Below are 25,582 nucleotides of genomic sequence, written 5' to 3'. Positions count from 1 at the left end.
CCAGGGACGCTCGGCAATCGAGCGCCAGAGGGCGTGAGTGGAACGGCGTTCCCCGGGGGTGGGCGACACGTCGGCGATCTCCCGATGATCGACAGGTCTTACAGCCGATCGCTGCGTCAGCGCAACGGGCAGGAGAGGGCGGCGGCGCTGCGCCGCCCGTCAGGTTGGTGCCGGAACCGCCGCTTACAGGCGGGCGTTGACGGCGGCGACCACCGCCTCGGCGGTGATGCCGAAGTGGCGGTAGAGCTCCTGATAGGGGCCGCTCGCGCCGAAGCCGGTCATGCCGACGAAGATGCCGTCGGCGCCGATGATGGCGTCCCAGCCCATGCGGATGCCGGCCTCGATGGCGACCTTGACCTTCGCCCCGCCGGCGATGTCGGAGCGGTAGTCGGCCGACTGGCGCTCGAACCGCTCCATGCAGGGCACGGAGACGACGCGGGTCGCGGTGCCGGCGGCCTCCAGCGTCTCGCGGGCCTGCAGCGCGATCTCGATCTCCGAGCCGGAGGCGAAGATCGTGACTTCGGGCGCCTCGTCGCTGTCGGCGAGGACATAGGCACCGCGGGCGGACAGGTTCTCGGCCTCGAAGCTGGTGCGCACCGCCGGCAGGTTCTGGCGCGTCAGGGCGAGAACGCTCGGCGTCTCGCTGGTTTCCAGCGCCAACTGCCAGCATTCCAGCGTCTCGGTGACGTCGGCGGGGCGGTAGAAGTCGAGATTGGGGATCGCCCGCAGCGCGGCGTAATGCTCGACCGGCTGGTGGGTCGGGCCGTCCTCGCCGAGACCGATGCTGTCATGGGTCATCACATGGATGACCCGCTGGCGCATCAGCGCCGCCAGGCGGATGGCCGGACGGGCATAGTCGGAGAACACCAGGAAGGTGCCGGAATAGGGGATGGTGCCGCCATGCAGCGCCATGCCGTTCATCGCCGCGGCCATGCCGTGCTCGCGGATGCCCCAGTGCAGGTAGCGGCCGGTGAAGTCGTCCGGCGTGATCGGGGCGGTGTCGGCGGTCCGGGTGTTGTTGGAGCCGGTCAGGTCGGCCGAGCCGCCGATCGTCTCCGGCACCACCTTGGTGATCGTGCCGAGCACATATTCGGAGGCCTTGCGGGTCGCCATGGTCGGCTTGTCCTGGGCGATCTGCTTCTTGAGCTTCGCCATCGCCTCGCCGAAGCCGGCGGGCAGGTCGCCGCGCAGGCGACGCTCGAACTCCGAGCGGCGCTCGGTGTCGGCGACGGCAAGGCGCTTTTCCCACTCCTTGCGGGCCTGGCCGGAGCGCAGGCCGGCGATGCGCCAGGCGTCGAGAATGTCGCTGGGCACCTCGAAGGCCTCATGCGCCCAGCCGAGCGCCTTGCGGGTCGCGGCCAGTTCCTCGGCGCCGAGCGGCGAGCCGTGCACCTTTTCCGAGCCGGCCTTGTTCGGTGCGCCGAAGCCGATGACGGTCTTGGCGGCGATCAGGGTCGGGCGGTCGCTGTTGCGCGCCTCGGTCAGCGCGGCGGCGATCGCCACCGGATCGTGGCCGTCGATGGCGACGGTCTTCCAGCCGCTGGCCTCGAAGCGCTCGAGCTGGTTGGTGCTGTCGGTGAGCGACACCTTGCCATCGATGGAGATGCCGTTGTCGTCCCATATGACGATCAGGCGATTGAGCTTCAGGTGACCGGCGAGCGAGATCGCCTCCTGGCTGATGCCCTCCATCAGACAGCCGTCACCGGCCAGCACATAGGTGTAGTGGTCGGTAAGGTCGGCGCCGAAGGTCTCGCGCAGATGGCGTTCGGAGATTGCCATGCCGACGGCATTGGCAAGGCCCTGGCCGAGCGGGCCGGTGGTGGTCTCGATGCCGGCACCGTGGCCGTATTCGGGGTGACCGGCGGTCAGCGCGCCGATCTGGCGGAACTTCTTGAGCTGGTCGAGGGTGAAGTCCTCGGAGCCGAGCAGGTAGTGGACCGCATAGAGCAGCATCGAGCCATGGCCGGCCGACAGCACGAAGCGGTCGCGGTCCGGCCAGTCCGGGCGGGTCGGGTCGTAGTGCATCACCTGGGTGAACAGCACGGTCGCGATGTCGGCCGCGCCCATCGGCAGGCCGGGATGGCCGGACTTGGCCGCTTCCACGGCATCTGCTGCGAGGAAACGGATCGCATTGGCCATGCGATTGTGCTTTACGAGATCGGTCATCTGATTCCGTTCGTCCCTGTCGGTGGCCCACGCGGGCTACTCGTCCGTGATGCGGGCACCGCACGGGTCCCGGTTGTACGCCTCCGGCCTGTCCCAGGGCGCGTCGGGGAGGCGCTGCGCCCGGTCGGGACGGGTCGGCGCGGGTCGTGTCCGGGCCGCCGGCGATATCGGTTTTCCGGCGGTTGCAACCGGTTTTCACCGGAGCCCGCCGAGGCGGCTCGACAAATATCAGGAACCTTGGGCGAGTCAACAAAACGGATCGCCGCAAGGCCTGTCGCACGGCCTTGCCCCCCATCTCGCATCGGGCGGCAAGGAATGGTATAGCGGCAGGGGACGGATGCGGGTATTGCGCCTGCGGGCGGCGCGGTGCTGGCCGCGAATCCACAAGGGGTTGGAATGGACGATACGTCGGGGGTTTCCGGGGGGCAGACGGGCAGGGGCGAGACCCGGCCGGTCGCGTCCGCGGCAGGTCCCGGCGCCAGCGTCGATGCCGCGCTGGACCGGCTGGCGCGGGCGGTGGCCCGGCTGGACGCGGCGGTGCAGCGGCGGCTGGAGGCGGACATGTCGCTGAGCGGCCTGCAGGAGGAATTGCAGCGGCTGGGCGAAGACCGGTCCTCGCTGGCCGCGACGCTGGACACCGCCGAGGCGCGTGTCGCCCGGCTGGAGGATGCCAATCGCGAGGTGTCGCGACGGCTGGTGTCGGCGATGGAATCGATCCGCTCCGTGCTCGAGACGCATGGCGGCTGAGGCGGCGAGGCGATGGCTCAGATAATCGTGACGATCAACGGACGCAGCTTCCGCATGGCCTGCGACGACGGCGAGGAGGAGCGGCTGACCGCGCTTGCCCGCCGCTTCGACAGCGCCATCGACAGCCTGCGCGGTAGTTTCGGCGAGATCGGCGACCTGCGCCTGACGGTGATGGCCGGGATCATGGTCACCGACGAACTGGTGGAGCGCGAGCGGCGGCTCGCGGCGCTGCAGGACGAGGTCGACAGCCTGCGCGAAGCGCGAAGGGTGGCGCTGGACAGCGCGGCGCGCAACGAAGCCGAGCTTGCCGGCCGCATCGTCAACGCGGCCGAAAAGGTCGAGGCGCTGGCGGACGGGCTGGCGCGATCGCTGCGACCCGCGGATGCGTGACCGGCCGCGCGCGCCGGGCGTTCCGCGCGCTGCCGGCCGGCCATGCGAAAACCGGGCATGCGAAAACGTGTGTTGTATTTCGCGGCAAAGCGACCCTATATCGGAATTGGCGTGGCTGCGCGGTGCGTCAGGAGACATATCCCCGGGGCCTTACGCATCCCTAGGGAGCTGTTCCTGCTCCGGCCCGTGGGCTGGGGCATACGGCGCCCACCTACTCTGTAGGTTTCCCGGGATTGCAACCTCCAACGGCCGAGGTGGCCACGTCATTTCCCTCTATCGCCGTCGCCCTGGACGGAGCGTCGGCAGCCCTTTCGGCCGCCGCTCCGGGGAGCACGACGCTTGACCTTTCCCGATACCGACATTCCGCAAGAGATCCGCGCCCTGCGCGCGTTGAAGTCCCTGCGCCGCAAGGAGGCGCTCGGGCGCCGCGCCGGCCTGCCCGTCCAGGCGCGGATCGAGGGCGGCCTGGCGCTGGCCGAGGCCGTTGATGCGCTGCGTTTTCCGGAGGGCGCCGTCGTCTCCGGCTTCTGGCCGATCCGCGACGAGATCGACCCCCGGCCGTTGATGGATGCGCTGCGCGCGCGCGGACACGCGCTGTGCCTGCCGGCGATCGTCGACGGCGACCTGGTGTTCCGCCGGCTGACCCGCGAGACCGTGCTGGTGCCCGCCGGCTTCGGCACGGCCGAACCGCCCGCCGATGCGGACGTCCTTGTGCCCGACTGCATGCTGGTGCCGCTCGCCGCCTTCGACCGGCGGGGCGGGCGGATCGGCTATGGCCGGGGCTATTACGACCGGGCGATCGCGCGCATTGCCGCCGCGCGCGGCGCGCCGCCGGCAACCGTCGGTATTGCCTTTTCGCTGCAGGACGTGGAAAGCGTGCCGGAGGAACCCCACGACCGCCGCCTCGACCGGATCCTGACCGAGCGCGGCTTCATCCAACTGGAAGGACCCGAGCGGGCATGAGGCTGCTGTTTCTGGGAGATCTCGTCGGCCGCAGCGGCCGCCAGGCGGCGACCGATCTGCTGCCGGGGCTGGTCGAGCGCCACTCCATCGACTTCGTGATCGTCAATGGCGAGAACTCGGCGGCCGGCTTCGGCATCACCGAGGAGATCCTGCAGGACGTGCTGGATGCGGGGGCGGATGTCGTCACCACCGGCAACCATGTGTGGGACCAGCGCGACACGCTGGTCTATATCGAGCGGCAGGACCGCCTGCTGCGCCCGCTCAACTTCCCGCAAGGGGCGCCGGGGCGCGGCGCCAACCTGTTCACCGCGCGCAACGGCGCAAGGGTGCTGGTGATGAATGTCATGGGCCGGGTGTTCATGGACAGTCTCGACGATCCTTTCGTTGCGGTGGAGCGGGTGCTGGATGCAACGCCGCTCGGCCAGGTGGCGGATGCCATCGTCATCGACATGCATGCGGAGGCGACCAGCGAGAAGCAGGCGCTGGCGCATTTCGTCGACGGGCGGGCAACGCTGGTGGTGGGAACGCACACGCATGTGCCCACCGCCGACCACCAGATCCTGCCGGGCGGCACCGCCTATATGAGCGATGCCGGCATGTGCGGCGACTACGATTCGGTGCTCGGCATGGAGAAGGACGAGCCGATCTCCCGCTTCCTGCGCAAGATCCCGTCCGGGCGCTTCACCCCGGCAACGGGCGAGGCGACGGTGTGCGGGGTCGCGGTCGAGGTGGACGACGCCAGCGGCCTTGCCACCGCCATCGAACCGGTGCGGCTGGGCGGGCGACTGACCCGCGCGCTGCCCGCGTTCTGGACGGCAGGATGACGCAAAAGGCGTTGCCGGTATCGCCAGCCGATGCTGGATTTTCTTGCCGCTGCGGCCTATAACGCGCCGATCTTTTGAGATTGCAGGCGGATCGGGATCGGCAGCAGCCGATCGGGCCCGCCTGCCCGACATCAATCCGGGAGGAACGCGCCTGGAGACCGTGTCCGGGCCGCGCCAAGGCGTGGCCGAGACCGCCGGCGTTCCCGACAAGACCAGGAAGCGACATGGCCGGACATTCCCAATTCAAGAACATCATGCACCGGAAGGGCCGTCAGGACGCGGTCCGCTCGAAGATCTTCTCCAAACTGTCGAAGGAGATCACGGTCGCGGCGAAGATGGGCGGCACGGACATCAACTCCAATCCGCGCCTGCGCCTGGCCGTGCAGAACGCCAGGGCGCAGTCGATGCCCAAGGACAACATCCAGCGGGCCATCAACAAGTCGCAGGCCGGTGACGGCGACAATTACGAGGAGATCCGCTACGAGGGCTACGGCCCGGCGGGCGTCGCGGTGATCGTCGAGATACTGACCGACAATCGCAACCGCTCGGCCTCCAATGTGCGCTCCTACTTCTCCAAATGTGGCGGGTCGATGGGCGAGACCGGCTCGGTCGCCTTCATGTTCGATCGCATCGGCGAGATCGTCTATCCGGCCGCGGCCGGCAGCGCCGACGCGATTCTGGAGGCCGCCATCGAAGCCGGCGCCGAGGACGTGCAGTCCGACGAGACCAGCCACGTGGTCACCTGCGCCTTCGAGGATCTCGGCGAGGTCTCCAAGGCGCTGGAAGCCACGCTCGGCGAGGCCGAGACCGTCAAGACCGTGTGGAAGCCGCAGACGCTGACCCCGGTCGATGCCGACAAGGCCCAGACCATGCTGAAGCTGATCGGCCTGCTGGAAGACGACGACGACGTGCAGAACGTCTACTCCAACTTCGACGTCGACGAGGAAACGCTGGCCCGCCTGACGGCGGCCTGAGCACCCGCGCTTCCTTTGCGTCCCTGCAAAAGCCCGGCGGGTTTCTCGCCGGGCTTTCGTCGTTTACGGCGCCCGGTTTTCTGCTGGTTTGCGGGGCTGGCGCCATGTCCGCGCTGGTCAGGGGCGGCGAATGGCGTTACCGATTTGTTCCATGGCACTCCCGATTCGCATCCTTGGCATCGATCCAGGCCTCCGGCGCACCGGCTGGGGGGTGATCGTGGTCGAGGGCAACCGCATGGGTTTCGCCGCGAGCGGCACCGTCCTCTCCGACAACCGGCTGCCGCTGTCCGACCGGCTGCGCCAGTTGCATGACGGGTTGCAGGAGGTCGTCGGGCAGCAGGCGCCGGACGAGGCGGCGGTGGAACTCACCTTCGTCAACAAGGATGCCGGGGCGACGCTGAAGCTTGGCCAGGCGCGCGGCATCGCGCTGCTCGTGCCGGCGCTGAACGGGCTCGCCGTGTCCGAATACGCGCCGAACCTCGTCAAGAAGACGGTCGTCGGCACCGGCCACGCGGAGAAGGAGCAGATCCGCATGATGGTGAAGGTGCTGATGCCGAAGGCGACGTTCAATTCCGACGATGCGGCGGACGCGCTGGCCATCGCCATCTGCCATGCCCAGCACCGGGTGACGCCGGCGGCGGCGCGTATCGCCGAGAAGCTGGCGCGATGACTCTGTCCATGGGAGCCGGGAGACGGGCATGATCGGCAAACTCAAGGGTGTGGTCGACGAGATCGGCGACGATCACCTGATCCTCGATGTTCACGGCGTCGGCTATCTGGTCTATGCGCCGGCGCGCGTGCTGCAGGGCCTGCCGGGGCGCGGCGAGGCGGCGGTGCTGCATATCGAGACCCTGGTGCGCGAGGACATGATCCGCCTTTACGGGTTCTCCAGCGCCTCGGAAAAGGCCTGGTTCCAACTGCTGATGACCGTGCAGGGGGTCGGCGCCAAGGTGGCGCTGGCGGCGCTCGGCGTGATGAAGGCGTCCGAACTCGCCAATGCGGTGGCGCTGGGCGATACGGCCCAGATCGCCCGTGCGCCGGGCATCGGCAAGCGGGTCGCCGAGCGCATCGTCACCGAACTGAAGAGCAAGGCGCCGGCCTTTGCCAGCGTCGATGCCGGCACCATCGCCGCCGCGCAGCAGGCTTCCGCCGCCGTGCCGACGGCGGTCGGCGATGCGGTGTCGGCCCTCGTCAATCTCGGCTATCAGCCGGCGCAGGCGAGCGCCGCGGTGGCCGCCGCCGTCAAGAGCGCGGGCGAGGGCGCCGAGGCCGCCACGCTGATCCGTCTCGGCCTCAAGGAGCTTGCCAGATGAGCGAGGACGCCGGCCGCCTCGTCTCGCCGGAACTGCGCGGCGACGAGATCGACACGACGATGCGCCCGCAGGTGCTCGACGATTTCGTCGGCCAGGCGCAGGCGCGCGCCAATCTCAAGGTCTTCATCGGCGCGGCCAAGGCCCGCGGCGAGGCGCTCGACCATGTGCTCTTCGTCGGACCTCCGGGTCTCGGCAAGACGACGCTCGCCCAGATCATGGCGCGGGAGCTCGGCGTCAATTTCCGCGCGACCTCCGGCCCGGTGATCGCCAAGGCCGGCGATCTTGCTGCCTTGCTGACCAATCTGGAGGACCGCGACGTCCTGTTCATCGACGAGATCCACCGTCTCAGCCCGGCCGTCGAAGAAGTGCTCTATCCGGCGATGGAGGACTTCCAGCTCGACCTGATCATCGGCGAGGGCCCGGCGGCGCGTTCGGTGAAGATCGACCTCGCGCGCTTCACCCTGGTCGCGGCGACGACGCGGCTCGGCCTCCTGACGACACCGCTGCGCGACCGGTTCGGCATTCCCGTCCGCCTGCAGTTCTACACCTCCGAGGAGCTGGAGCTGATCGTGCGGCGCGGCGCCCGCATCCTCGGCCTCGGCATGAGCGACGACGGGGCGCGGGAGATCGCCCGGCGCGCGCGCGGCACGCCGCGCATCGCCGGCCGCCTGCTGCGACGGGTGCGCGACTTCGCGGTGGTTGCCGGTCAGGAAACGGTGGATGCCGCCATCGCCGACCGGGCGCTGACCCAGCTCGAGGTGGACAGCGCCGGCCTCGACCAGCTCGACCGGCGCTATCTCAACCAGATCGCGCTGAAGTTCGGCGGCGGGCCGGTCGGCATCGAGACCATCGCCGCCGCCCTGTCGGAGCCGCGCGATGCCATCGAGGAGATCGTCGAGCCCTATCTGATCCAGCAGGGCTATATCCAGCGCACGCCGCGCGGACGCATCCTGACGCCGCTCGCCTTCCAGCATCTGGGGCTGGCGGTTCCGCAGGGCGGCGGCGCACCGCAGCTCGGGCTGTTCACCGATGACGACACGTGAGGAGGATGGCCGCTGGCCGGACCTTGCCGGCCGGATCGAGGAGGGGCGGCATGTCCTGCCGGTGCGGGTCTATTACGAGGACACCGATTTCACCGGCGTAGTCTATCACGCCGCCTATCTGAAATTCGCCGAGCGCGGCCGCTCGGATTTCCTGCGTCTGTGCGGCGTCCACCACAACGAGCTGGCCGCCGGCGCTCATGGCGAACCGTTGGCCTTCGCCGTCCGGCACATGGAGATCGATTTTCACGCGCCGGCGCGCATCGACGACCGGCTGGAGGTCGCAACGCGCCTTACCGAGGCGCGCGGCGCGCGCATCGTCCTTAACCAGGAAGTGCGGCGCGCAGAGGTTCTGCTGTTTTCCGCCTTGGTGACGGTTGCGGTGATTTCTCCGCAAGGGCGGCCGCGCCGCCTGCCGCCGGCGCTCGCCGCCCGCCTGACCGCCGACATCGCGCCGTCTTAACGCGACAGTAACCTTAACGCTGGCTTAATGCCGCAGGTTATCGGCGGAAACAGTCCCAGTTTCGCCAAAATCGCTCGTCATTGAGGCGGTCGATCAGCGGACAACCGACTGGCCCGATCGATACGGGCAACCGGCAACCGATCCGGCATGTGCGCCAATGGTATCGGGCAAGAGGTCCTGAATTAGATGAATCCCGTGGAACTTGCACAAACGACCCTCGCGGCTCCGCAGGGCGACATGTCCTTCTTCGCGCTGTTCCTGCAGGCGCATCTCGTCGTCAAGCTGGTGATGCTCGGCCTTGTCGTGGCATCGATCTGGTGCTGGGCGATCATCGTCGACAAGTGGCTGCTGTTCACGCGCACGAAGCGACAGATGAACCGCTTCGAGACGGTGTTCTGGTCCGGCCAGTCGCTGGAGGAACTCTACCGCACCCTGTCGGGGCGGGCGAACCACTCGATGGCGGCGCTGTTCATCGCCGCGATGCGCGAGTGGAAACGCAGCCACGAGGGCGCGCGGCCGGCGATCGCCAGCCTGCGCCAGCGCATCGACCGGGTGATGGACGTGACCATCGCCCGCGAGGCGGAACGGCTGGAGGCACGGCTGCTGGTGCTGGCGACCGTCGGATCGGCCGCCCCGTTCATCGGCCTGTTCGGCACGGTCTGGGGCATCATGACCAGCTTCCAGGCGATCGCCACCTCCAAGAACACCAACCTTGCCGTCGTCGCGCCGGGCATCGCCGAGGCGCTGCTTGCGACCGCGCTCGGCCTTCTCGCGGCCATTCCGGCGGTGATCGCCTACAACAAGCTGTCGGCGGATGCCGGCAAGCTGGCCGCCCGGATGGAAGGGTTCGCCGACGAGTTCTCCGCCATCCTGTCGCGTCAGATCGACGAGAGGAGCTGACCCCATGGGCATGCAGTCCGCCGGCGGCGCGGCGCCCGAGGACACCGGCAGACGGCGGCGCCGCAGGCGCAGCCAGCCGATGAGCGAGATCAACGTCACGCCCTTCGTGGACGTGATGCTGGTGCTGCTGATCATCTTCATGGTCGCGGCGCCGCTGCTCACCGTCGGCGTGCCGCTCGACCTGCCCGAGACGCAGGCGAGCCCGATGGAGGGCGCCACCGAGCCGATCACGATTTCGGTGGCCGCGGATGGGCGGATCTATATCCAGGAGACGGAAATCGCCGCCGAGGAAGTGGTGCCGAAACTGGAGGCGATCGCGCGCGCCGGCTACGAGGAGCGGATCTTCGTGCGCGGCGACCAGAACGCCGACTACGGCACAATCATGCGGGTGATGGGGCGGATCAGCGCGGCCGGCTACAAGCGGATCGGCCTCGTGACGCTCGAGGAGCAGCAGTAGGCCCATGCGTGTCGGGCTCATCGCATCGACTGCCGGCCATCTGGCCGTGCTGCTTTGGGGAGTGATGTCCTTCCCCGATGCGAAGCCGTTCGAGATCGCGCCGGTGGACAGCCTGCCTGTCGATCTGGTGCCCGTCTCCGAACTGACCCGCCTGCGCATCGGCGAGAAGACGGCCGAAGTGCGCGAGGTCGAGGCGACGCGGCCGACCGAAAAGCCCGTCGAGCAGCCAAAAGCCGAGGAGAAGCCGGCCGAGACCGAGGCCAAGCGTCCCAACCAGGCAACGCCGGCGCCAACGCCCGCCCCCACGCCGGAGCCGACGCCCGCCCCCGAGCGTCCCGTGCCGCCCGAACCGCAGCCGCAGCCGGTGGCGCCCGAGCCTCCCGCGCCGAAGGCGGAGCCCGAGCCGGCGCCGACCCCGGCCCCGGAGCCCGAGAAGAAAGTGGCGGAAACGCCGCCGCCGCCGACCGTGCGCCCGCGCTCCAAGCCGACCCCGCCGGCGCAGCCGCAGCGCGAGCGGCCGCGCGAGAATTTCAATCCGAACGAGATCGCCGCCCTGCTCAACAAGGTCGAGCCGGCGGGCGGGGCGAGCTCGAATTCGACGCAGCCGGCGTCGCTCGGCAGCCGCCAGGGGCAGAGCGGCGTGACGATGAGCCAGTCGGAGATCGACGCGCTGCGCGGGCAGATCTCGCGCTGCTGGAACCCGCCGGCCGGCGCGGCCGGCGCGGGTGACCTCAATGTCCGCCTCAAGGTGTTCCTCACCCCGGGCGGCGAGGTGGACCAGCGTCCGGAAATCATGAATTCCAGCAACAACCCGTCCTTCGGCATTGCGGCGGAGAGTGCGCGCCGGGCGGTGCTGCGCTGCGCTCCCTATTCCCTGCCGGCGGCGAAATACGATGCCTGGCGGGAAGTGATCATCAATTTCGATCCGCGCGAACTGCTCGGCGGCTGAGCATGGATCGGGACATCCCAAGACCGTTGCGGATATGCCAAGATTCGCAAGGGACGCGAAAATGACGAATTCTCACGCAACGGATGGGCCGGGACACGGCACATCCGCTTTCGCGGTGCGCCGCGACACAGGACCGACGGAGCCTAGAGGATGATCAGACAGGCATCTGCCAGCATTGCAAGCTCGGGCTTGCGGATCACTGCCCTGCTGCTTGCGGCGGTGATCTGGAGCTTCGGACTGCTTCCGGCCGAGCGCGCATCGGCGGTGATCGAGATCGACATCACCCAGGGCAATATCGAGCCGCTGCCCATCGCCCTGCCGGCTTTTGCAGGGCGTGGCGGCGAGGCGCAGCTTGCCTCGCAGATCACCGACGTGATCAAGGCCGACCTTGCCAGGTCCGGCCTGTTCCGGCCGCTCGATCCGGCAAGCTTCATCGAGACCAATGTCGATGTGAACACGCCGCCGCAATTCGCCTCCTGGCGCCCGATCGGCGCGCAGGCCTTGGTGGTCGGTGCCATCGAGCGGCAGTCGGACGGCCGTATCCGCGCCGAGTTCCGCCTGTGGGACGTCTTTGCCGGCCAGCAGATGCTCGGCCAGCAATTCTACACCACTGCCGACAACTGGCGGCGGATGGCCCATATCATCGCCGATGCGATCTATGAGCGGCTGACCGGCGAGAAGGGTTATTTCGACACCCGCATCGTCTTCATCGACGAGACCGGAACCAAGGACAAGCGCGTCAAGCGCCTGGCGATCATGGACCAGGACGGCGCCAATGTCCGCTACCTGACCAATGGCAACGAACTGGTGCTGACGCCGCGCTTCTCGCCCTCGCGCCAGGAAGTCACCTACATGGCCTATGCGGGCACCGACCCACGCGTCTATCTGCTCAACATCGAGACCGGGCAGCGCGAGATGGTCGGCAACTTCCCGGGCATGACCTTCGCCCCGCGCTTCTCGCCGGACGGCCAGCGGGTGGCGATGAGCCTGCAGCAGGGCGGCAATGCCAATATCTTCGAGATGGACCTGCGCTCGCGCCGCACGACGCGGCTGACCAACACGCCGGCGATCGACACCAGCCCGTCCTATTCGCCGGACGGACGCCGGATCGTCTTCGAGTCCGACCGCGGCGGCACCCAGCAGCTCTATGTGATGGAGGCCAATGGCGGCAATCCGCAGCGCATCAGCTTCGGCCCGGGCCGCTACTCGACGCCGGTCTGGTCGCCGCGCGGCGATCTGATCGCCTTCACCAAGATGCATCAGGGCCGCTTCATGATCGGCGTCATGCGGCCGGACGGGTCCGGCGAGCGCGTCCTCACCGAGGGCTATCACAACGAGGGGCCTGCCTGGTCGCCGAACGGCCGCGTCCTGGTGTTCTTCCGCGACACGCCGGGCGCAACGGGCGGTCCGCAGCTCTGGACCGTGGATCTGACCGGCTACAACGAGCAGCGGGTGCCGACGCCGGCCTTCGCGTCGGATCCGGCGTGGTCGCCCTTGCTGGAATAGGAGCCAGCCGCTAGGGTTGAACGACCCTTGCGTCTGTGGCGCGCAAGAGTTCGTTAACCATGTTGATGAACGCGCGCTTAACCGGTTTCGCTGTAGAAGCGTTTACCCTGTCGGGGTGGTGGGGATCAGGAGTGTGTTTGATGATCAATCTCGGAATGCGTAGCCGAAGCGCGCGCATTGCTTCTGTCGTTGTGGGCGCGATGCTTCTCGCCGCCTGCGCGCAGACCAAGCCGGACGGCCTGACCGGCAACGTCCAGCCCGGCAGCGGCCAGGACTTCGTGGTCAATGTCGGCGACCGTGTCTTCTTCAACGAGGATCAGTCGACGCTGACGCCGCAGGCGACGGCGACGCTGGACAAGCAGGCTCAGTGGCTGCGCAGCTATGCCCGCTACACGGTCACGGTCGAGGGCCATGCGGACGAGCGCGGCACGCGCCAGTACAACATCGCGCTGGGCGCAAGGCGCGCCGACGCGGTGCGCAACTATCTTGTCGCGCGCGGCATCCCGGGCAACCGGATCAAGACGGTCTCCTACGGCAAGGAGCGTCCGGTCGCGGTCTGCAACGACGAGAGCTGCTGGACGCAGAACCGTCGCGGCGTGACCGTGCTCGACAACGCCGGAAGCTGATCGGCGCGACAGCGCCTCGGCAACGATCTATCTGCCTTCGGGGCGGCCGGGCGGGAAACCGCTGCGGCCGCTCTTTGTTTTAGGCGAGGCGTTGCGACGGCATGCCTTGGCCCGCGTCAAAATTTGGCCGAAGTCGCGGCGCCCTGTGCTATTGCGTTCAGGCGGACGGACGGGCGGTCGCCCGTCTGCCGCACGGGCGGAGGACAGGCATGAAGCGATTGAAACCCATGGCGTTCAGAATTCTACCCGGCGTCTTCGCGCTGGTGGTGCTCCTGGCACTGCCGCAGTCGGCGTCGGCCCAGCTTTTCGGGTCGCGCAACGATGGCGACGCGGCGGTGCGGGTCAACCAGGTCGAGGAGCAGGTGCGGAGCCTGACCGGCCAGATCGAGCAGCTTACCTACCAGATCCGACAGTTGCAGGAGCAGCTCCAGCGGATGCAGGAGGACAACGAGTACCGCTTCCAGCAGTTGGAGCAGGGCGGTCGCAAGCGCTCCGATACCGGGGGCGGAGAGGCCGGCAGTCTGGCCGGCCTGCAGGGCGGTGGCGAGAGCTACGGCCCTGCCACCGGCACGCTCGGCCAACTCTCCGTCGATGGATCGGGCGATGCCGAGTTCGGCGCCGAAGGTGGCTACGAGCAGGAGGAGACGGCAGGGCTCGGGGCGGGCCCGCTCGACCTCTCGGCCTTGGCGCGCGGACAGTCGGGCACGGGCGGTTTTGCCAGCGAACCGGGCGGATTTGCCGGCGGCGGAGGGCAGGACAGCCTGCCCCCCGGCGTCTCCGGCGGCCAGCCGCGGGAGACATTCGAGATGGCGGCGGTCCCGTCCGGCGGATCGCCGCGCGGCGACTATGACGGCGCCTATTCGATGATCATGGCCGGCGACTATGCCGGGGCGGAGGCCGGGTTCAAGCGCTTCCTGCAGGACCATCCGAATGATCCGCTGGCGGCCAATGCCCAGTTCTGGCTTGGCGAGAGCCTCTATGCCCGCAAGCAGTACCGCGATGCGGCCGACGCCTTCCTGAAGAGCTATACCGACTATCCCGACAGTTCGAAGGTCACCGACAGCCTGCTGAAGCTCGGCCTGTCGCTGAAGGGGATCGGCCAGAAGGACGCGGCCTGCGCCACCTTCAGCGAACTCCTGACCAAGTATCCGGGCGCGCCGACCTCGATCCGTGCCGAAGCCCAGGCCCAGCAGCAGAGCGGTGGCTGCGTCTGACCGCGCGCGGCCCGTCTGCGAGACGCAGGCCGACGCCCTCCTTGCACCGCTGACATCGTTTCGCTCGCTCGCCCTCGGCGTTTCCGGCGGCCCCGATTCCACGGCCCTGTTGCTGCTTGTCGCCGCCTGGCGCGCGCGCAGGACCGCCCCTCCCGACATTCACGTCCTGACCGTCGATCATGGCCTGCGCCCGGAAGCGGCGCATGAGGCCCGTGCCGTGGCGCAGCTTTGCGACCGGCTCGGCCTTGCCTGCCGGGTCCTGACATCGCGAGCGCCCAAGCCCTCCGCCAATCGCCAGGCGGCGGCGCGCGACCTGCGCCGGACCCTGCTTGTCGAGGCCAGTGCAGAGCTCGGCGCCGAGGCGCTGGTGCTCGCCCATCATCTCGACGATCAGGCGGAGACGCTGCTGCTGCGCCTTGGTCGCGGCAGCGGTGTCTACGGCCTTGCGGCGATGCCGGCGCGGGGCCTCTGGCACGACGGGGAGGCGGCCTGCGTGACCGTGTTGCGGCCGCTGCTCGCCGTCTCCAAGGCCAGCCTCGTCGCCACCTGCCGGGCGGCGGGCGAGGCCTTTGCCGAAGACCCGTCCAATGACGATCCGGCCTATGCGCGCACCCGCCTGCGCCGCCTGATGCCGGCGCTGGCCCGAGAGGGGCTCGATGCCGCGACGCTTGCCGCCACCGCCGGGCGGCTGGCCTCGGCGGCAGCCGCCATCGACGCGCAGGTCGACGCGGCGCTGGCCGCCGGTCTCCTGCGCCATCCGGCCGGCCCGGTGCGGTTGCGGCTGGAGGCGATCGCCGCCCTGCCGCGTGAGAGCCTGCTGCGCCTCTTCGCCAGGCTGCTGGCCGCGACCGGCGGCGAGCCCTATCCGCCGCGTCTCGCCCGGCTGGAGGGGCTGGTGGAGCGTCTGGCGCGACATGCCGAGATCCAGTCGACACTGTCCGGCGTGGTGGCGCGCCGGCGCGGCGGCGAGATCGTCTTCTGGCGCGAGCCGGGGCGGGGCGGAGTTGCGCCGGTGATGCTGCGCGGCCCCGGCCGGGCCGTCTTCGACCGGCGCTTCCTGCTGGAGGTGGAGCGGGGCGACGCGGTTCGTGTCGTGCCCCTGGGGACGCTCTCGGAGCACGGGATCGACCGCAAGGCGGCGGGCGACTGGCCCGCGCCGGCCTTCGCCGCCGCGCCCCTGCTGCTCGGGCCGGGCGATGCGGCCTATTGTCCCGGCCTTGCCGGAACGCCGCCCGCACGGATCCGACTGGTTCCCTTCGGGCCGGAAGAAAGCCTGCGGCGGGCGGAACTTGCCGCCAATCCGTTCGCTGTCGAAGATTTTTAAGAAAAACGAGACCTGTTGCGTGCGAATCTCCATCGTCGCCTTGGCAGCCCCTTTCGGCGGACCTATCTTGGCCTTAAAGAACGTCTATCCAGCGCAGACCGCCGCCATGTCGCGGTGAAGGAACCGCTCATGAACACCAATTTTCGCAATTTTGCCCTCTGGGTGATTATCGGCCTGCTGCTGATCGCCCTGTTCCAGCTCTTCCAGAGCCCGGGACAGCGCACGGTGACGAACGACATCCCCTTCTCCCAGTTCCTGAACCAGGCCGAGCAGGGCGATGTGCGGGAGGTGACGATCCAGGGCCAGCAGATCATCGGCACCTATAACAGCGGCGGTGCGTTCCAGTCCTATGCGCCCGAATCGGCCGGCGAATATGTCGAGCTGCTGCGCTCCAGGGACGTGCGCATCATCGCCCGTCCGCCGCAGGAGAGCTTCTCGCTGCTCGGCGCGCTGATCTCCTGGTTCCCGATGCTGATCATCCTCGGCATCTGGATCTTCGTGATGCGCCAGATGCAGGGCTCGGGCGGCAAGGCAATGGGCTTCGGCAAGTCGAAGGCCAAGCTGCTGACCGAGGCGCATGGCCGCGTCACCTTCGAGGATGTCGCCGGCATCGACGAGGCCAAGGAAGACCTGCAGGAGATCGTCGAGTTCCTTCGCGATCCGCAGAAGTTCCAGCGCCTTGGCGGCCGCATCCCGCGCGGCGTGCTGCTGGTCGGTCCTCCGGGCACCGGCAAGACCCTGACCGCGCGCGCCGTCGCCGGCGAGGCGAACGTGCCCTTCTTCACCATCTCGGGCTCCGACTTCGTCGAGATGTTCGTCGGCGTCGGCGCCAGCCGCGTCCGCGACATGTTCGAGCAGGCGAAGAAGAACGCGCCCTGCATCATCTTCATCGACGAGATCGACGCGGTGGGCCGCCATCGCGGCGCTGGCCTGGGCGGTGGCAATGACGAGCGCGAGCAGACGCTGAACCAGTTGCTCGTGGAGATGGACGGCTTCGAGCCGAACGAGGGCGTCATCATCATTGCGGCGACCAACCGTCCGGACGTGCTTGACCCGGCGCTGCTGCGCCCGGGCCGCTTCGACCGGCAGATCGTCGTGCCGAACCCGGATGTCACCGGCCGCGAGAAGATCCTCAAGGTCCATATGCGCAAGGTGCCGCTGGCGCCGGACGTCAATGTCCGCACGCTGGCGCGCGGAACCCCCGGCTTCTCCGGTGCCGACCTGATGAACCTGGTCAACGAGGCGGCGCTGCTGGCTGCCCGCCGCGGCAAGCGGCTGGTCACCATGGCCGAGTTCGAGGACGCCAAGGACAAGGTGATGATGGGCGCCGAGCGCCGCACGCTGGTGATGACCGAGGAAGAGAAGAAGCTCACCGCCTATCACGAGGCAGGCCACGCGCTGGTGGCGCTGCACATGCCGGCGTCCGATCCGATCCACAAGGCGACGATCATCCCGCGCGGACGCGCGCTTGGCATGGTCATGCGCCTGCCGGAGAAGGACCAGGTCTCGCTGACCCGCGCCAAGTGCAAGGCCGACCTTGCGGTGGCGATGGGCGGCCGCGTCGCCGAGGAGATGATCTTCGGCTACGAGAAGGTGACCTCGGGCGCCTCGGGCGACATCCAGATGGCGACCCGTCTGGCGCGGGCCATGGCGACCCAGTTCGGCATGTCCGACAAGCTCGGTCCGCTGCTCTATGGCGAGAACCAGGAAGAGGTGTTCCTCGGCCATTCGGTCGCCAAGAGCCAGCACGTGTCGGAAGACACCCAGCGCATTGTCGACGCGGAGATCAAGGCCTTCGTCAACACCGGCTACGAGACGGCGAAGCGCGTTCTGTCCGAGCACGAGGATCAGCTCCACATCATCGCCAACGGTCTTCTCGAATACGAGACGCTGTCGGGCGACGAGATCCGCGACCTGCTCGACGGCAAGCCGCCGGTGCGCGAGACCGACGACGACCAGCCGACGGCGCGCGCCTCGGCGGTGCCGAAGACCGGCGCCAAGCGGCGCGGCGAGGGCGATGCTCCGACCGGCGGCATGGAGCCGCAGCCGCAGGGCTGATCCTTGCGCGGCTGACGGCCCGAGGCCGTCCTCCCGTTAACGCGAAACGGCCCGGCAGGCGACTGCCGGGCCGTTTTCATGCGGCGGCGCGATCCCGCGCGGCCTTGCCGGGCTGTAACGAACGAAAACAAATTTTGAACTCCTTTCTGGCAGCTTGGTGCTACATGGAGGAACCGCCGGCCGGGCTGGAGTTCGTGCCGCGCTTGGGGGGCGGGACCGGCCACAGGCCGGCGCGGCCGACACGCGGACGCAGGCCGATGTGCCGACCGGCCGAACCGGCTGGCCTCCCGCCGCAAAAGACAGGGTCGACATGACGCGCAAGTATTTTGGAACCGACGGCATTCGCGGCACGGCCAACCGTGCGCCGATGACCCCGGACATCGCCCTCAAGGTCGGCATGGCCGCCGGTCTGTCGTTCCGCAACGGCTCGCATCGCCACCGGGTGGTGATCGGCAAGGACACGCGCCTGTCCGGCTACATGATCGAGAATGCGCTGGTCGCCGGGTTCACGGCGGTCGGTCTCGACGTGCTGCTGCTCGGGCCGATGCCGACGCCGGCGGTGGCGATGCTGACGCGCTCCGTGCGTGCCGATCTCGGCGTGATGATCTCCGCCTCGCACAACCCCTACCAGGACAACGGCATCAAGTTCTTCGGCCCCGACGGCTACAAGCTCTCCGACGAGGCGGAAAGCGAGATCGAGAAGCTGATCGAGCAGGACCTGTCGCGGCAACTTGCCTCTCCCTCCGATCTCGGCCGGGCCAAGCGCATCGACGGCATGCGCGATCGCTATGTCGAATTCGCCAAGCGCACCCTGCCGCGGGAGATGAGCCTTGCCGGCCTGCGCATCGTCGTCGATTGCGCCAATGGCGCTGCCTACAAGGTCGCCCCCGAAGTGCTGTGGGAACTCGGCGCCGAGGTGATCGCCATCGGCGTCGATCCGGACGGCTACAACATCAACCTGAAATGCGGCTCCACCGACACCGATGCCCTGTGCCGCAAGGTGCATGAGGTGCGCGCCGACATCGGCATCGCGCTCGATGGCGATGCCGACCGGGTGATCATCGTCGACGAGAACGGCAAGGTGGTCGATGGCGACCAGTTGATGGCCGTTGTCGCCCAGTCCTGGCTGGAGGACGGGCGCCTCGCGGCCTCCGGCATCGTCGCCACGGTGATGTCCAATCTCGGGCTGGAGCGCTATCTTGGCGGCCTCGGCCTGACGCTTGCCCGCACCAAGGTCGGCGACCGTTATGTGGTCGAGCACATGCGCCAGCACGGCTACAATGTCGGCGGCGAACAGTCGGGCCATATCGTCCTGTCCGACTTCGCCACCACCGGCGACGGCCTTGTCGCGGCGCTGCAGGTGCTGGCCTGCGTCTCCAAGCTCGGCCGGCCGGTTTCCGAGGTCTGCCGCCGCTTCGATCCGGTGCCGCAGATCCTGCGCAATGTCCGCTATTCCGGAGCCACGCCGCTGGACGATCCGGGCGTGCAGCAGGCCATCGAGGATGGCCGCAAGACGCTCGGCACCAGCGGCCGCCTGCTCATCCGTCCGTCCGGCACCGAGCCGCTGATCCGTGTGATGGGCGAGGCGGACAACGAGGATGTGCTGACCGGGGTCGTCGACCGGATCGCCGCGGCGGTGGCGCGCGCCGCCGCCTGACGCCGAACGGTCGTTCTGCTCGCCAAGCTGCAAGGGCCGCTTTCCGAAAGGAGGCGGCCCTTTCGTATGGTTAACAGTCTGCAAAGATGCGGGGAGACTGTTGCTTATCGCAATTTCTCTCTTCTTTTGTTTACTCTTCATTAACGTAAAAAAACACGGTTAAATTTTACGGTTAAGCCCACCTTAAGCATTTTCGGCAAATCTAGCCTCGTGTTTCACGTGCGCGGCCGGCAAACGAAGACTGTACGGACGCACCTACGAGGACCGAGACATGAGCAGCCAAATCAAGAAAATGTGCCTGGCTGGCGTCGCGATGATCGTCTCGTCAGCCGTCCACGCAGCGGATATGCCGATCCCGGTGATCGAGCATGTTCCGCAGGTGCCGGTCGTGACGGGAGGGTGGTATCTGCGTGGCGACATCGGCTACAAGATCTACCAGACCCCGAGCGTTGCCTACGGGCCGCTGCACTTCCGGAACGAGAAGATGGCCCGCACCGGCATGATCGGTGCCGGCGTCGGCTACAAGTTCAGCGACTATCTGCGCGCCGACGTGACGGTCGACTACGAGTTCCCGGCCAAGGTCACCGGCTATGCGCCGTGCCCGGCGCCGTGCGGCGGCCCCGGCATTGGCGGGTTCTCCAAGGAGACGGCGAAGATCGACGTCCTGACCTTCCTGGTCAACGGCTATGTCGACCTCGGCACCTGGGCCGGCTTCACGCCCTATGTCGGCGGCGGTATCGGTACGTCCTACGTCACCGCCAGCGACGTGAAGTTCCTCAATCCGGACGGCGCCTCCGGCAAGTATCCGGGCGGCAGCACCTGGAACTTCTCCTGGGCGCTGATGGCGGGCGGGTCGTATGAGTTGACGCCGAACTGGGCGATCGACGCCGGCTACCGCTACCTGAACATCGGCAATGCCTACACCAAGAGCTTCAGCACGGGCGGCGCCAATCCGTCCTACAAGATCCGCTACCAGGATCTTGCCGCGCACGAGTTCCGGGTCGGCATGCGATACACGTTCAACTCCGGCCCGACCTTCATGCCGGAGCCGATCGTCGCCCGATACTGATCGGACCGCCCTCCGCGGCATGGCGCCGCGGGTGGCTGCCATGGACAGTCGAGACAGTCATGGGACCGGGTCTTGTGCCCGGTCCTGTGCGTTCTGCTCTTCCCTTCGATCGGGGCCCCCAACCGGCTCCGTCGTTTTGACCGCTTGCGGGCCACACGCGCTTCGGCTATCTCCGTCAGCGGGACACTCCTCCCCAACGAGGAGCACCTATCTGGAAGGGTAGTCAGATGACGCAGCATGCAGAACCGGCCGTTCGGCCGGAAAATCCCCGTTTCTCCTCCGGTCCTTGCGCGAAACGTCCCGGCTGGTCGGCCGCGGCGCTCGCCGATGCGCCGCTCGGCCGCTCCCACCGCGCCAAGCCGGGCAAGGCCAAGCTCGCCGAGGCAATCGAGCTTACCCGCGAAATCCTGCAAGTGCCGGCGGACTATCGCATCGGCATCGTTCCGGCGTCCGACACCGGCGCCGTCGAGATGGCCATGTGGACGCTGCTCGGCCCGCGCGGCGTCGACCTGCTGGCCTGGGAGAGCTTCGGCTCCGGTTGGGTGAGCGATGCGGTCAAGCAGTTGCGCCTGGCCGACACGCGGGTCATCGAGGCGCCCTATGGCGCGCTTCCCGATCTTTCCACCGTCGATTTCGCGCGCGACGTGGTCTTCACCTGGAACGGCACGACCTCCGGTGTGCGCGTGCCGGATGCCGAGTGGATCGCGGCCGACCGTGACGGCCTGACGATCTGCGACGCCACCTCGGCCGCCTTCGCCCAGCCGCTGGACTTCGCCAAGCTGGATGTCGTCACCTTCTCCTGGCAGAAGGTGCTGGGCGGCGAGGCGGCGCATGGCATGCTGATCCTCAGCCCGCGCGCGGTCGAGCGGCTGGAGAGCTACACCCCGGCCTGGCCGCTGCCCAAGATCTTCCGCATGACCAAGGGCGGCAAGCTGATCGAGGGCATCTTCAAGGGCGAGACCATCAACACGCCGTCCATGCTCTGCGTCGAGGACTATATCGACGCGCTGAAATGGGCGAAGGAGATCGGCGGCCTTGACGCACTGATCGCCCGTGCGGACGGCAATGCCGGCGCCATTGCCGACTGGGTCGCGCGCACCGGCTGGGTCGACTTCCTGGCGAGCGATCCGGCGACCCGTTCCAACACCTCCGTCTGCCTGCGGATCGTCGATCCGCGCGTCGCCGGGCTCGATGCCGGGCAGCAGGCCGGCTTCGCCAAGGCGATGGCCACCGCGCTCGAGGCCGCCGGTGTCGCCTATGACATCGGCTCCTATCGCGACGCGCCGTCCGGCTTCCGCATCTGGTGCGGCGCCACGGTGGAGCAGGCCGATGTCGAGGCGCTGCTGCCCTGGCTTGACTGGGCCTTCGAGCAGCAGTTGCAGGCGCTCGGCAAGGCCGCCTGAGCCTTTCCCTACACGACAGACGACACAGGCCGTCCGGTCCCGCGCGAGGGCGCGGGACCGTGGTCCGGCAAGCCAGGGAGACTGACCTATGGCCCCCAGGGTTCTCATTTCCGATCAACTGTCCGAGGCCGCCGTCGAGATTTTCCGCTCGCGCGGGGTCGAGGTCGACTACCGGCCGGATCTCGGCAAGGACAAGGACGCGCTGCTTGCCGCCATCGGCGACTATGACGGCCTTGCGATCCGCTCCGCCACCAAGGTGACAGCGAAGCTGCTTGCCGCCACCGACCGGCTGAAGGTGGTCGGACGCGCCGGCATCGGCGTCGACAATGTCGACATTCCGGCGGCGTCCGCCAAGGGCGTCATCGTCATGAACACGCCCTTCGGCAATTCGATCACCACGGCCGAGCATGCCATCGCGATGATGTTCGCCGTCGCCCGCCAGATCCCGGCCGCCGATATCTCCACCCAGGCCGGCAAGTGGGAAAAGTCGCGCTTCATGGGCGCGGAAATCACCTCCAAGACCTTCGGTCTGATCGGCTGCGGCAATATCGGCTCCATCGTCGCGGATCGCGCCATCGGGCTTAAGATGCGGGTGGTGGCGTTCGATCCGTTCCTGTCCGACGAGCGCGCCGTCGACCTCGGCGTCGAAAAGGTCGATCTCGACACGCTGCTGGCGCGCTCCGATGTGATCTCGCTGCACACGCCGCTGACCGAGAAGACGCGCAATATCATCGATGCTGCGGCGATTGCGAAGATGCGCGACGGCGTCATCCTCATCAACTGCGCCCGCGGCGGGCTGGTCGACGAGGCGGCGCTGCGCGCGGCGCTGGACAGCGGCAAGGTGGGCGGTGCCGGCGTCGACGTCTTCGTGGACGAGCCGGCGACGGAGAACGTGCTGTTCGGCGCGCCCAACCTGGTCTGCACCCCGCATCTGGGCGCGTCGACCAGCGAGGCGCAGGAGAATGTCGCCCTGCAGGTCGCCGAGCAGATGTCGGACTACCTGATGAAGGGCGCCGTTTCCAACGCGCTCAACATGCCCTCGATCACCGCCGAGGAGGCGCCGCGCCTGACCCCGTTCGTCAAGCTGGCGGAACTGCTCGGCTCTTTCGCCGGCCAACTGACGGAGACCAGTCTCAGCGGCATCCGCCTCGAATACGAGGGGGCCGTCGCGGAGATGAACATCAAGGCGCTGACGGCAGCGGCGCTGACCGGCGTGCTGCAGCCGCTGCTGCAGACCGTCAACATGGTTTCGGCTCCGGTGATGGCGCGCGAGCGCGGCATCATGGTGGAAGAGGTGCGCCGGGCCCAGGCTGGCGCCTATGAGAACTATATCCGCCTGACGGTGAAGACCGAGCGCCAGGAGCGCTCCGTCGCCGGCACGGTGTTCTCCGACGGCAAGCCGCGCGTCATCCAGGTGAAGGGCATCAACATGGAAGCCGAGCTCGGCTCCCACATGCTCTATGTCACCAACGAGGACAAGCCGGGCTTCATCGGCCAGCTCGGCACGGTCCTGGGCGAGGCCGGGGTCAACATCGCCACTTTCAACCTCGGCCGCACGGCGCCGGGCGAGGATGCGATCTGCCTGGTCGAGGTGGACGGCGAGGTGCCGGAGGCGGTGCTGGCAAAGATCGCTTCGCTGCCGCATGTGAAGCAGGCGAAGCCGCTGGCCTTCTGATCCGGTGCCGCCTCGCGGCGCTGGGCACGATGCGAAAAGGGCCGGAGCGGGATGCCGCTCCGGCCCTTTTCATGTGCGTGTTCAAGTGTGCGTGTTCATGTGTGCGCGTCGCGCGGGGGCGCCGCCGTCAGCCGGCGCGCCAGGCGTCGGTCGCCTGCTGGACGGCGCGGCTGCCGGGCGTGCCCTTTTCCAGCGTCAGGATGGCGCGCTTGCCGTTCTCGTAGAGCATCGGGATGTCGATCCAGCCGCGATCGCGCAGCAGCATCAGGTTGCGCTCCTGCTCGTCCGGCAGGTTGGACAGGGCGACCCAGAAGTAGCCGTCGGCGACCTTCACCGAGGCGCCGATCAGCGCATCGCCGCGCGCCTCCTCGGTGGTCTTCATCACAAGGCCGGGCACGTCGGCGACGCCCTGGCCGGAGAAGCCTTCCGGCAGTTCGAACTGCACTTCGAGCAGGTGGCTCGCCGGCAGCGTTTCGTCCCGGTTGGGCTTCAGGGTCAGATTGGCGGCAATGTTGCGGTCCGGCACCTCGATGCGCATCTTCAGCACCGTCTCGGCGCGCCCGTCGACAGTCTCCTGCGCGACACTCCACACCGCGCGGCCGGCCGAGGCCTGGCCGGCGCTGCCGGCGGTCGGGCCCTCCTCGTAGAGGATGGCGCGCTGGGCGACCGGCGCCTCGGTGCTGGCGGTCGGGTCGGGTTGCGCGGGGGCGGCGGCGGTGCGGGTGTCCTGTTGCGGCAGGGCATCGGCCGGGGTTTCGACGGCCAGATCCTCCGCCGTCGCGGCCGCTTCCGGCTCCTCGGTGGTCTCGCTGTCGGCCTGCTGCGAAGCCGGTGTCTGCGGCTCGACCGTGCGCACGCCGCTGTCCGCATCCGTGGGCGCCAGCGTGTCGGTCTGCGGGCCGTTCGGGGTGATCCGCGTCGTCGTCACGGCGCGTGCATCCGGCGCCGGCCCGTCGAGCAGGCGGGCAGTGTCCTTGCGCGAGGCGGGGGTGGTGTCGGCGCCGTTGCCGGTCGGCGCGGGGCCGGTGTCCGTGGTCTGCCGGGACGGCGCCGGGGCGCTGTCGTCGGAGGAAAACAGGCCCAGCAGCGTCTCGCGCTGGGAATAGGTCACGGCGCCGATGCCCACGACGACGAGCAATAGGGCGAGGCCGCCGAGGAGCGCCGGCAGGCGGGACGGGCGCATGTCGGCGTCGAGCGGCAGCGGCGACGGGCCCCTGGACGGACCCATATCGCGGGCGGACGCGCGCGAGCCGCGCGATCCGGCGAGCGGACGGCGCTCTTCCTCGTCCGCAGCCATCGGTGCTGTGCGAAGCGAGGGCTCGGCGCCGAGCGTCGGCTCGCGCTTGTGCGGGGCCGCGGGTGCCGGCTCGTCCTCAAGGGCGCTGCGGGCGGAGCGGCTCGCCTGATCGGCGGCCTCGCCCAGCTTGCGCGCTTCCTCGATGGCGCTCTTCAGCGTGTCGCGCGGCGGTTCGGCGGCAACTGTTGGCCGGGCGGCCGCCGCTGTCGGCGCTGCGGGCGCCGGGCGCGCGGGGGCAGCGGCTTGCGGGGCGGCCGGCCTTGCGGCTGGCTGCGGGGTCGCGGCCGGCGGCGGAGCGGCCGGGCGAGGCGTTGCCACGGGTTGCTGGGCGGCGGAGAAACCAAGCGTCTCGCGCGCGGCCTCCGCCTCCACCTTGCGGATGGATTCCTCCAGCCGAAGCTGTTCGGCGGTGATCTCCGACGGCGACAGGGGCGGATCATAGGCCTTGAGCTGGGCGACAATAGCCTTGCGCGCGCGCTGATAGATCTCGCGCCGGGCTGCTCCGGTGTTCTCTGGAAGCGCTGCGACGGTTTTTTTCAAAACCGGGTAGTAATCTGCCATGTCGCC

23 protein-coding genes and 1 other RNA gene are annotated in these 25,582 nt (G+C 68.5%); 22 read left to right on the top strand and 2 right to left on the bottom strand.

All coding sequences use genetic code 11. The features are described from left to right. Window positions 1-183: 183 nt before the first annotated feature. On the bottom strand, window positions 184-2,166 hold the full coding sequence (gene tkt / locus TSB10P1A_RS13550) for a transketolase (protein WP_186388441.1): 1,983 nt from the start codon (window positions 2,164-2,166) through the stop codon (window positions 184-186). Between the two features lie 396 nt (window positions 2,167-2,562). On the opposite strand from tkt, the gene TSB10P1A_RS13545 reads away from it, so the two are divergent. The 22 genes from TSB10P1A_RS13545 (at window position 2,563) to serA (ending at window position 23,718) form a co-directional block, all read left to right on the top strand. After that, a complete protein-coding gene (locus TSB10P1A_RS13545; RefSeq protein WP_186388440.1) occupies window positions 2,563-2,913 on the top strand; it encodes a DUF4164 domain-containing protein in 351 nt (116 codons plus the stop codon). Between the two features lie 12 nt (window positions 2,914-2,925). Next, the gene (locus tag TSB10P1A_RS13540; RefSeq protein WP_186388439.1) at window positions 2,926-3,303 is read left to right on the top strand and encodes a cell division protein ZapA; all 378 of its coding nucleotides are present in this window, start codon (window positions 2,926-2,928) and stop codon (window positions 3,301-3,303) included. Window positions 3,304-3,412: 109 nt separating this feature from the next. After that, a non-coding RNA gene (gene ssrS / locus TSB10P1A_RS13535) (6S RNA) lies at window positions 3,413-3,568 on the top strand. A gap of 74 nt (window positions 3,569-3,642) precedes the next feature. After that, the gene (locus TSB10P1A_RS13530; RefSeq protein ID WP_244293103.1) at window positions 3,643-4,266 is read left to right on the top strand and encodes a 5-formyltetrahydrofolate cyclo-ligase; all 624 of its coding nucleotides are present in this window, start codon (window positions 3,643-3,645) and stop codon (window positions 4,264-4,266) included. After that, a complete protein-coding gene (locus TSB10P1A_RS13525; RefSeq protein WP_186388438.1) occupies window positions 4,263-5,090 on the top strand; it encodes a TIGR00282 family metallophosphoesterase in 828 nt (275 codons plus the stop codon). The genes TSB10P1A_RS13530 and TSB10P1A_RS13525 overlap by 4 nt, the downstream gene beginning before the upstream one ends. 224 nt (window positions 5,091-5,314) lie before the next feature. Beyond that, entirely contained in the window at window positions 5,315-6,064 is a 750-nt protein-coding gene (locus tag TSB10P1A_RS13520; RefSeq protein WP_186388437.1) for a YebC/PmpR family DNA-binding transcriptional regulator, read from the top strand. Window positions 6,065-6,215: 151 nt separating this feature from the next. After that, on the top strand, window positions 6,216-6,734 hold the full coding sequence (gene ruvC / locus TSB10P1A_RS13515) for a crossover junction endodeoxyribonuclease RuvC (RefSeq protein WP_186388436.1): 519 nt from the start codon (window positions 6,216-6,218) through the stop codon (window positions 6,732-6,734). Between the two features lie 28 nt (window positions 6,735-6,762). Then, window positions 6,763-7,377 (top strand): Holliday junction branch migration protein RuvA, encoded by a 615-nt coding sequence (ruvA, locus tag TSB10P1A_RS13510; RefSeq protein WP_186388435.1) that lies wholly within the window; start codon window positions 6,763-6,765, stop codon window positions 7,375-7,377. Continuing rightward, window positions 7,374-8,420 (top strand): Holliday junction branch migration DNA helicase RuvB, encoded by a 1,047-nt coding sequence (ruvB, locus tag TSB10P1A_RS13505; RefSeq protein WP_186388434.1) that lies wholly within the window; start codon window positions 7,374-7,376, stop codon window positions 8,418-8,420. Before ruvA ends, ruvB begins: the two co-directional genes overlap by 4 nt. Then, the gene (ybgC, locus tag TSB10P1A_RS13500; RefSeq protein WP_186388433.1) at window positions 8,407-8,880 is read left to right on the top strand and encodes a tol-pal system-associated acyl-CoA thioesterase; all 474 of its coding nucleotides are present in this window, start codon (window positions 8,407-8,409) and stop codon (window positions 8,878-8,880) included. The genes ruvB and ybgC overlap by 14 nt, the downstream gene beginning before the upstream one ends. 186 nt (window positions 8,881-9,066) lie before the next feature. Further along, window positions 9,067-9,780 carry a protein TolQ gene (tolQ, locus tag TSB10P1A_RS13495; RefSeq protein ID WP_186388432.1) on the top strand — a complete coding sequence of 238 codons (714 nt, stop codon included), beginning with the start codon at window positions 9,067-9,069 and terminating at the stop codon, window positions 9,778-9,780. A 4-nt stretch (window positions 9,781-9,784) separates the two neighbouring features. Continuing rightward, window positions 9,785-10,237, top strand: coding sequence for a protein TolR (gene tolR / locus TSB10P1A_RS13490; protein WP_208984932.1), 453 nt, complete (start codon window positions 9,785-9,787; stop codon window positions 10,235-10,237). A gap of 4 nt (window positions 10,238-10,241) precedes the next feature. Beyond that, entirely contained in the window at window positions 10,242-11,186 is a 945-nt protein-coding gene (locus TSB10P1A_RS13485) for a cell envelope biogenesis protein TolA (RefSeq protein WP_186388431.1), read from the top strand. Between the two features lie 150 nt (window positions 11,187-11,336). After that, on the top strand, window positions 11,337-12,692 hold the full coding sequence (tolB, locus tag TSB10P1A_RS13480; protein ID WP_186388430.1) for a Tol-Pal system beta propeller repeat protein TolB: 1,356 nt from the start codon (window positions 11,337-11,339) through the stop codon (window positions 12,690-12,692). Window positions 12,693-12,832: 140 nt separating this feature from the next. Continuing rightward, window positions 12,833-13,318, top strand: a complete 486-nt coding sequence (gene pal / locus TSB10P1A_RS13475; protein ID WP_186388429.1) for a peptidoglycan-associated lipoprotein Pal — start codon at window positions 12,833-12,835, stop codon at window positions 13,316-13,318. 209 nt (window positions 13,319-13,527) lie between these two features. After that, window positions 13,528-14,532 (top strand): tol-pal system protein YbgF, encoded by a 1,005-nt coding sequence (gene ybgF / locus TSB10P1A_RS13470; RefSeq protein WP_208985164.1) that lies wholly within the window; start codon window positions 13,528-13,530, stop codon window positions 14,530-14,532. After that, on the top strand, window positions 14,519-15,856 hold the full coding sequence (gene tilS, locus TSB10P1A_RS13465; protein ID WP_186388428.1) for a tRNA lysidine(34) synthetase TilS: 1,338 nt from the start codon (window positions 14,519-14,521) through the stop codon (window positions 15,854-15,856). The genes ybgF and tilS overlap by 14 nt, the downstream gene beginning before the upstream one ends. A 129-nt stretch (window positions 15,857-15,985) precedes the next feature. Next, window positions 15,986-17,914, top strand: a complete 1,929-nt coding sequence (gene ftsH / locus TSB10P1A_RS13460; RefSeq protein ID WP_186388427.1) for an ATP-dependent zinc metalloprotease FtsH — start codon at window positions 15,986-15,988, stop codon at window positions 17,912-17,914. Window positions 17,915-18,224: 310 nt separating this feature from the next. Continuing rightward, window positions 18,225-19,571 carry a phosphoglucosamine mutase gene (glmM, locus tag TSB10P1A_RS13455; protein WP_186388426.1) on the top strand — a complete coding sequence of 449 codons (1,347 nt, stop codon included), beginning with the start codon at window positions 18,225-18,227 and terminating at the stop codon, window positions 19,569-19,571. Between the two features lie 271 nt (window positions 19,572-19,842). Next, window positions 19,843-20,640 carry an outer membrane protein gene (locus TSB10P1A_RS13450; RefSeq protein WP_186388425.1) on the top strand — a complete coding sequence of 266 codons (798 nt, stop codon included), beginning with the start codon at window positions 19,843-19,845 and terminating at the stop codon, window positions 20,638-20,640. A 227-nt stretch (window positions 20,641-20,867) separates the two neighbouring features. Beyond that, the gene (locus TSB10P1A_RS13445; RefSeq protein ID WP_186388424.1) at window positions 20,868-22,043 is read left to right on the top strand and encodes a phosphoserine transaminase; all 1,176 of its coding nucleotides are present in this window, start codon (window positions 20,868-20,870) and stop codon (window positions 22,041-22,043) included. An 88-nt stretch (window positions 22,044-22,131) separates the two neighbouring features. Continuing rightward, entirely contained in the window at window positions 22,132-23,718 is a 1,587-nt protein-coding gene (serA, locus tag TSB10P1A_RS13440; protein ID WP_186388423.1) for a phosphoglycerate dehydrogenase, read from the top strand. A gap of 127 nt (window positions 23,719-23,845) precedes the next feature. Here serA and TSB10P1A_RS13435 read toward each other — a convergent pair whose 3' ends face one another. After that, entirely contained in the window at window positions 23,846-25,576 is a 1,731-nt protein-coding gene (locus TSB10P1A_RS13435; RefSeq protein WP_186388422.1) for a hypothetical protein, read from the bottom strand. Window positions 25,577-25,582 lie beyond the last annotated feature (6 nt).

It is taken from the genome of Stappia sp. TSB10P1A (genome assembly GCF_900185725.1).
Classification (GTDB): domain Bacteria; phylum Pseudomonadota; class Alphaproteobacteria; order Rhizobiales; family Stappiaceae; genus Stappia.
The sequence above is the reverse complement of the archived record's forward strand: the minus strand, read 5'-3'. Positions and strand labels throughout refer to the sequence as shown.

What these genes read in the sequence shown, in the direction of transcription:
- tkt (WP_186388441.1), bottom strand. Translation starts at nt 2,166, where the DNA reads ATGACCGATCTCGTAAAGCACAATCGCATGGCCAATGCGATCCGTTTC.
- TSB10P1A_RS13545 (WP_186388440.1), top strand. Translation starts at nt 2,563, where the DNA reads ATGGACGATACGTCGGGGGTTTCCGGGGGGCAGACGGGCAGGGGCGAG.
- TSB10P1A_RS13540 (WP_186388439.1), top strand. Translation starts at nt 2,926, where the DNA reads ATGGCTCAGATAATCGTGACGATCAACGGACGCAGCTTCCGCATGGCC.
- TSB10P1A_RS13525 (WP_186388438.1), top strand. Translation starts at nt 4,263, where the DNA reads ATGAGGCTGCTGTTTCTGGGAGATCTCGTCGGCCGCAGCGGCCGCCAG.
- TSB10P1A_RS13520 (WP_186388437.1), top strand. Translation starts at nt 5,315, where the DNA reads ATGGCCGGACATTCCCAATTCAAGAACATCATGCACCGGAAGGGCCGT.
- ruvC (WP_186388436.1), top strand. Translation starts at nt 6,216, where the DNA reads ATGGCACTCCCGATTCGCATCCTTGGCATCGATCCAGGCCTCCGGCGC.
- ruvA (WP_186388435.1), top strand. Translation starts at nt 6,763, where the DNA reads ATGATCGGCAAACTCAAGGGTGTGGTCGACGAGATCGGCGACGATCAC.
- ruvB (WP_186388434.1), top strand. Translation starts at nt 7,374, where the DNA reads ATGAGCGAGGACGCCGGCCGCCTCGTCTCGCCGGAACTGCGCGGCGAC.
- ybgC (WP_186388433.1), top strand. Translation starts at nt 8,407, where the DNA reads ATGACGACACGTGAGGAGGATGGCCGCTGGCCGGACCTTGCCGGCCGG.
- tolQ (WP_186388432.1), top strand. Translation starts at nt 9,067, where the DNA reads ATGAATCCCGTGGAACTTGCACAAACGACCCTCGCGGCTCCGCAGGGC.
- tolR (WP_208984932.1), top strand. Translation starts at nt 9,785, where the DNA reads ATGGGCATGCAGTCCGCCGGCGGCGCGGCGCCCGAGGACACCGGCAGA.
- TSB10P1A_RS13485 (WP_186388431.1), top strand. Translation starts at nt 10,242, where the DNA reads ATGCGTGTCGGGCTCATCGCATCGACTGCCGGCCATCTGGCCGTGCTG.
- tolB (WP_186388430.1), top strand. Translation starts at nt 11,337, where the DNA reads ATGATCAGACAGGCATCTGCCAGCATTGCAAGCTCGGGCTTGCGGATC.
- pal (WP_186388429.1), top strand. Translation starts at nt 12,833, where the DNA reads ATGATCAATCTCGGAATGCGTAGCCGAAGCGCGCGCATTGCTTCTGTC.
- ybgF (WP_208985164.1), top strand. Translation starts at nt 13,528, where the DNA reads ATGAAGCGATTGAAACCCATGGCGTTCAGAATTCTACCCGGCGTCTTC.
- ftsH (WP_186388427.1), top strand. Translation starts at nt 15,986, where the DNA reads ATGAACACCAATTTTCGCAATTTTGCCCTCTGGGTGATTATCGGCCTG.
- glmM (WP_186388426.1), top strand. Translation starts at nt 18,225, where the DNA reads ATGACGCGCAAGTATTTTGGAACCGACGGCATTCGCGGCACGGCCAAC.
- TSB10P1A_RS13450 (WP_186388425.1), top strand. Translation starts at nt 19,843, where the DNA reads ATGAGCAGCCAAATCAAGAAAATGTGCCTGGCTGGCGTCGCGATGATC.
- TSB10P1A_RS13445 (WP_186388424.1), top strand. Translation starts at nt 20,868, where the DNA reads ATGACGCAGCATGCAGAACCGGCCGTTCGGCCGGAAAATCCCCGTTTC.
- serA (WP_186388423.1), top strand. Translation starts at nt 22,132, where the DNA reads ATGGCCCCCAGGGTTCTCATTTCCGATCAACTGTCCGAGGCCGCCGTC.
- TSB10P1A_RS13435 (WP_186388422.1), bottom strand. Translation starts at nt 25,576, where the DNA reads ATGGCAGATTACTACCCGGTTTTGAAAAAAACCGTCGCAGCGCTTCCA.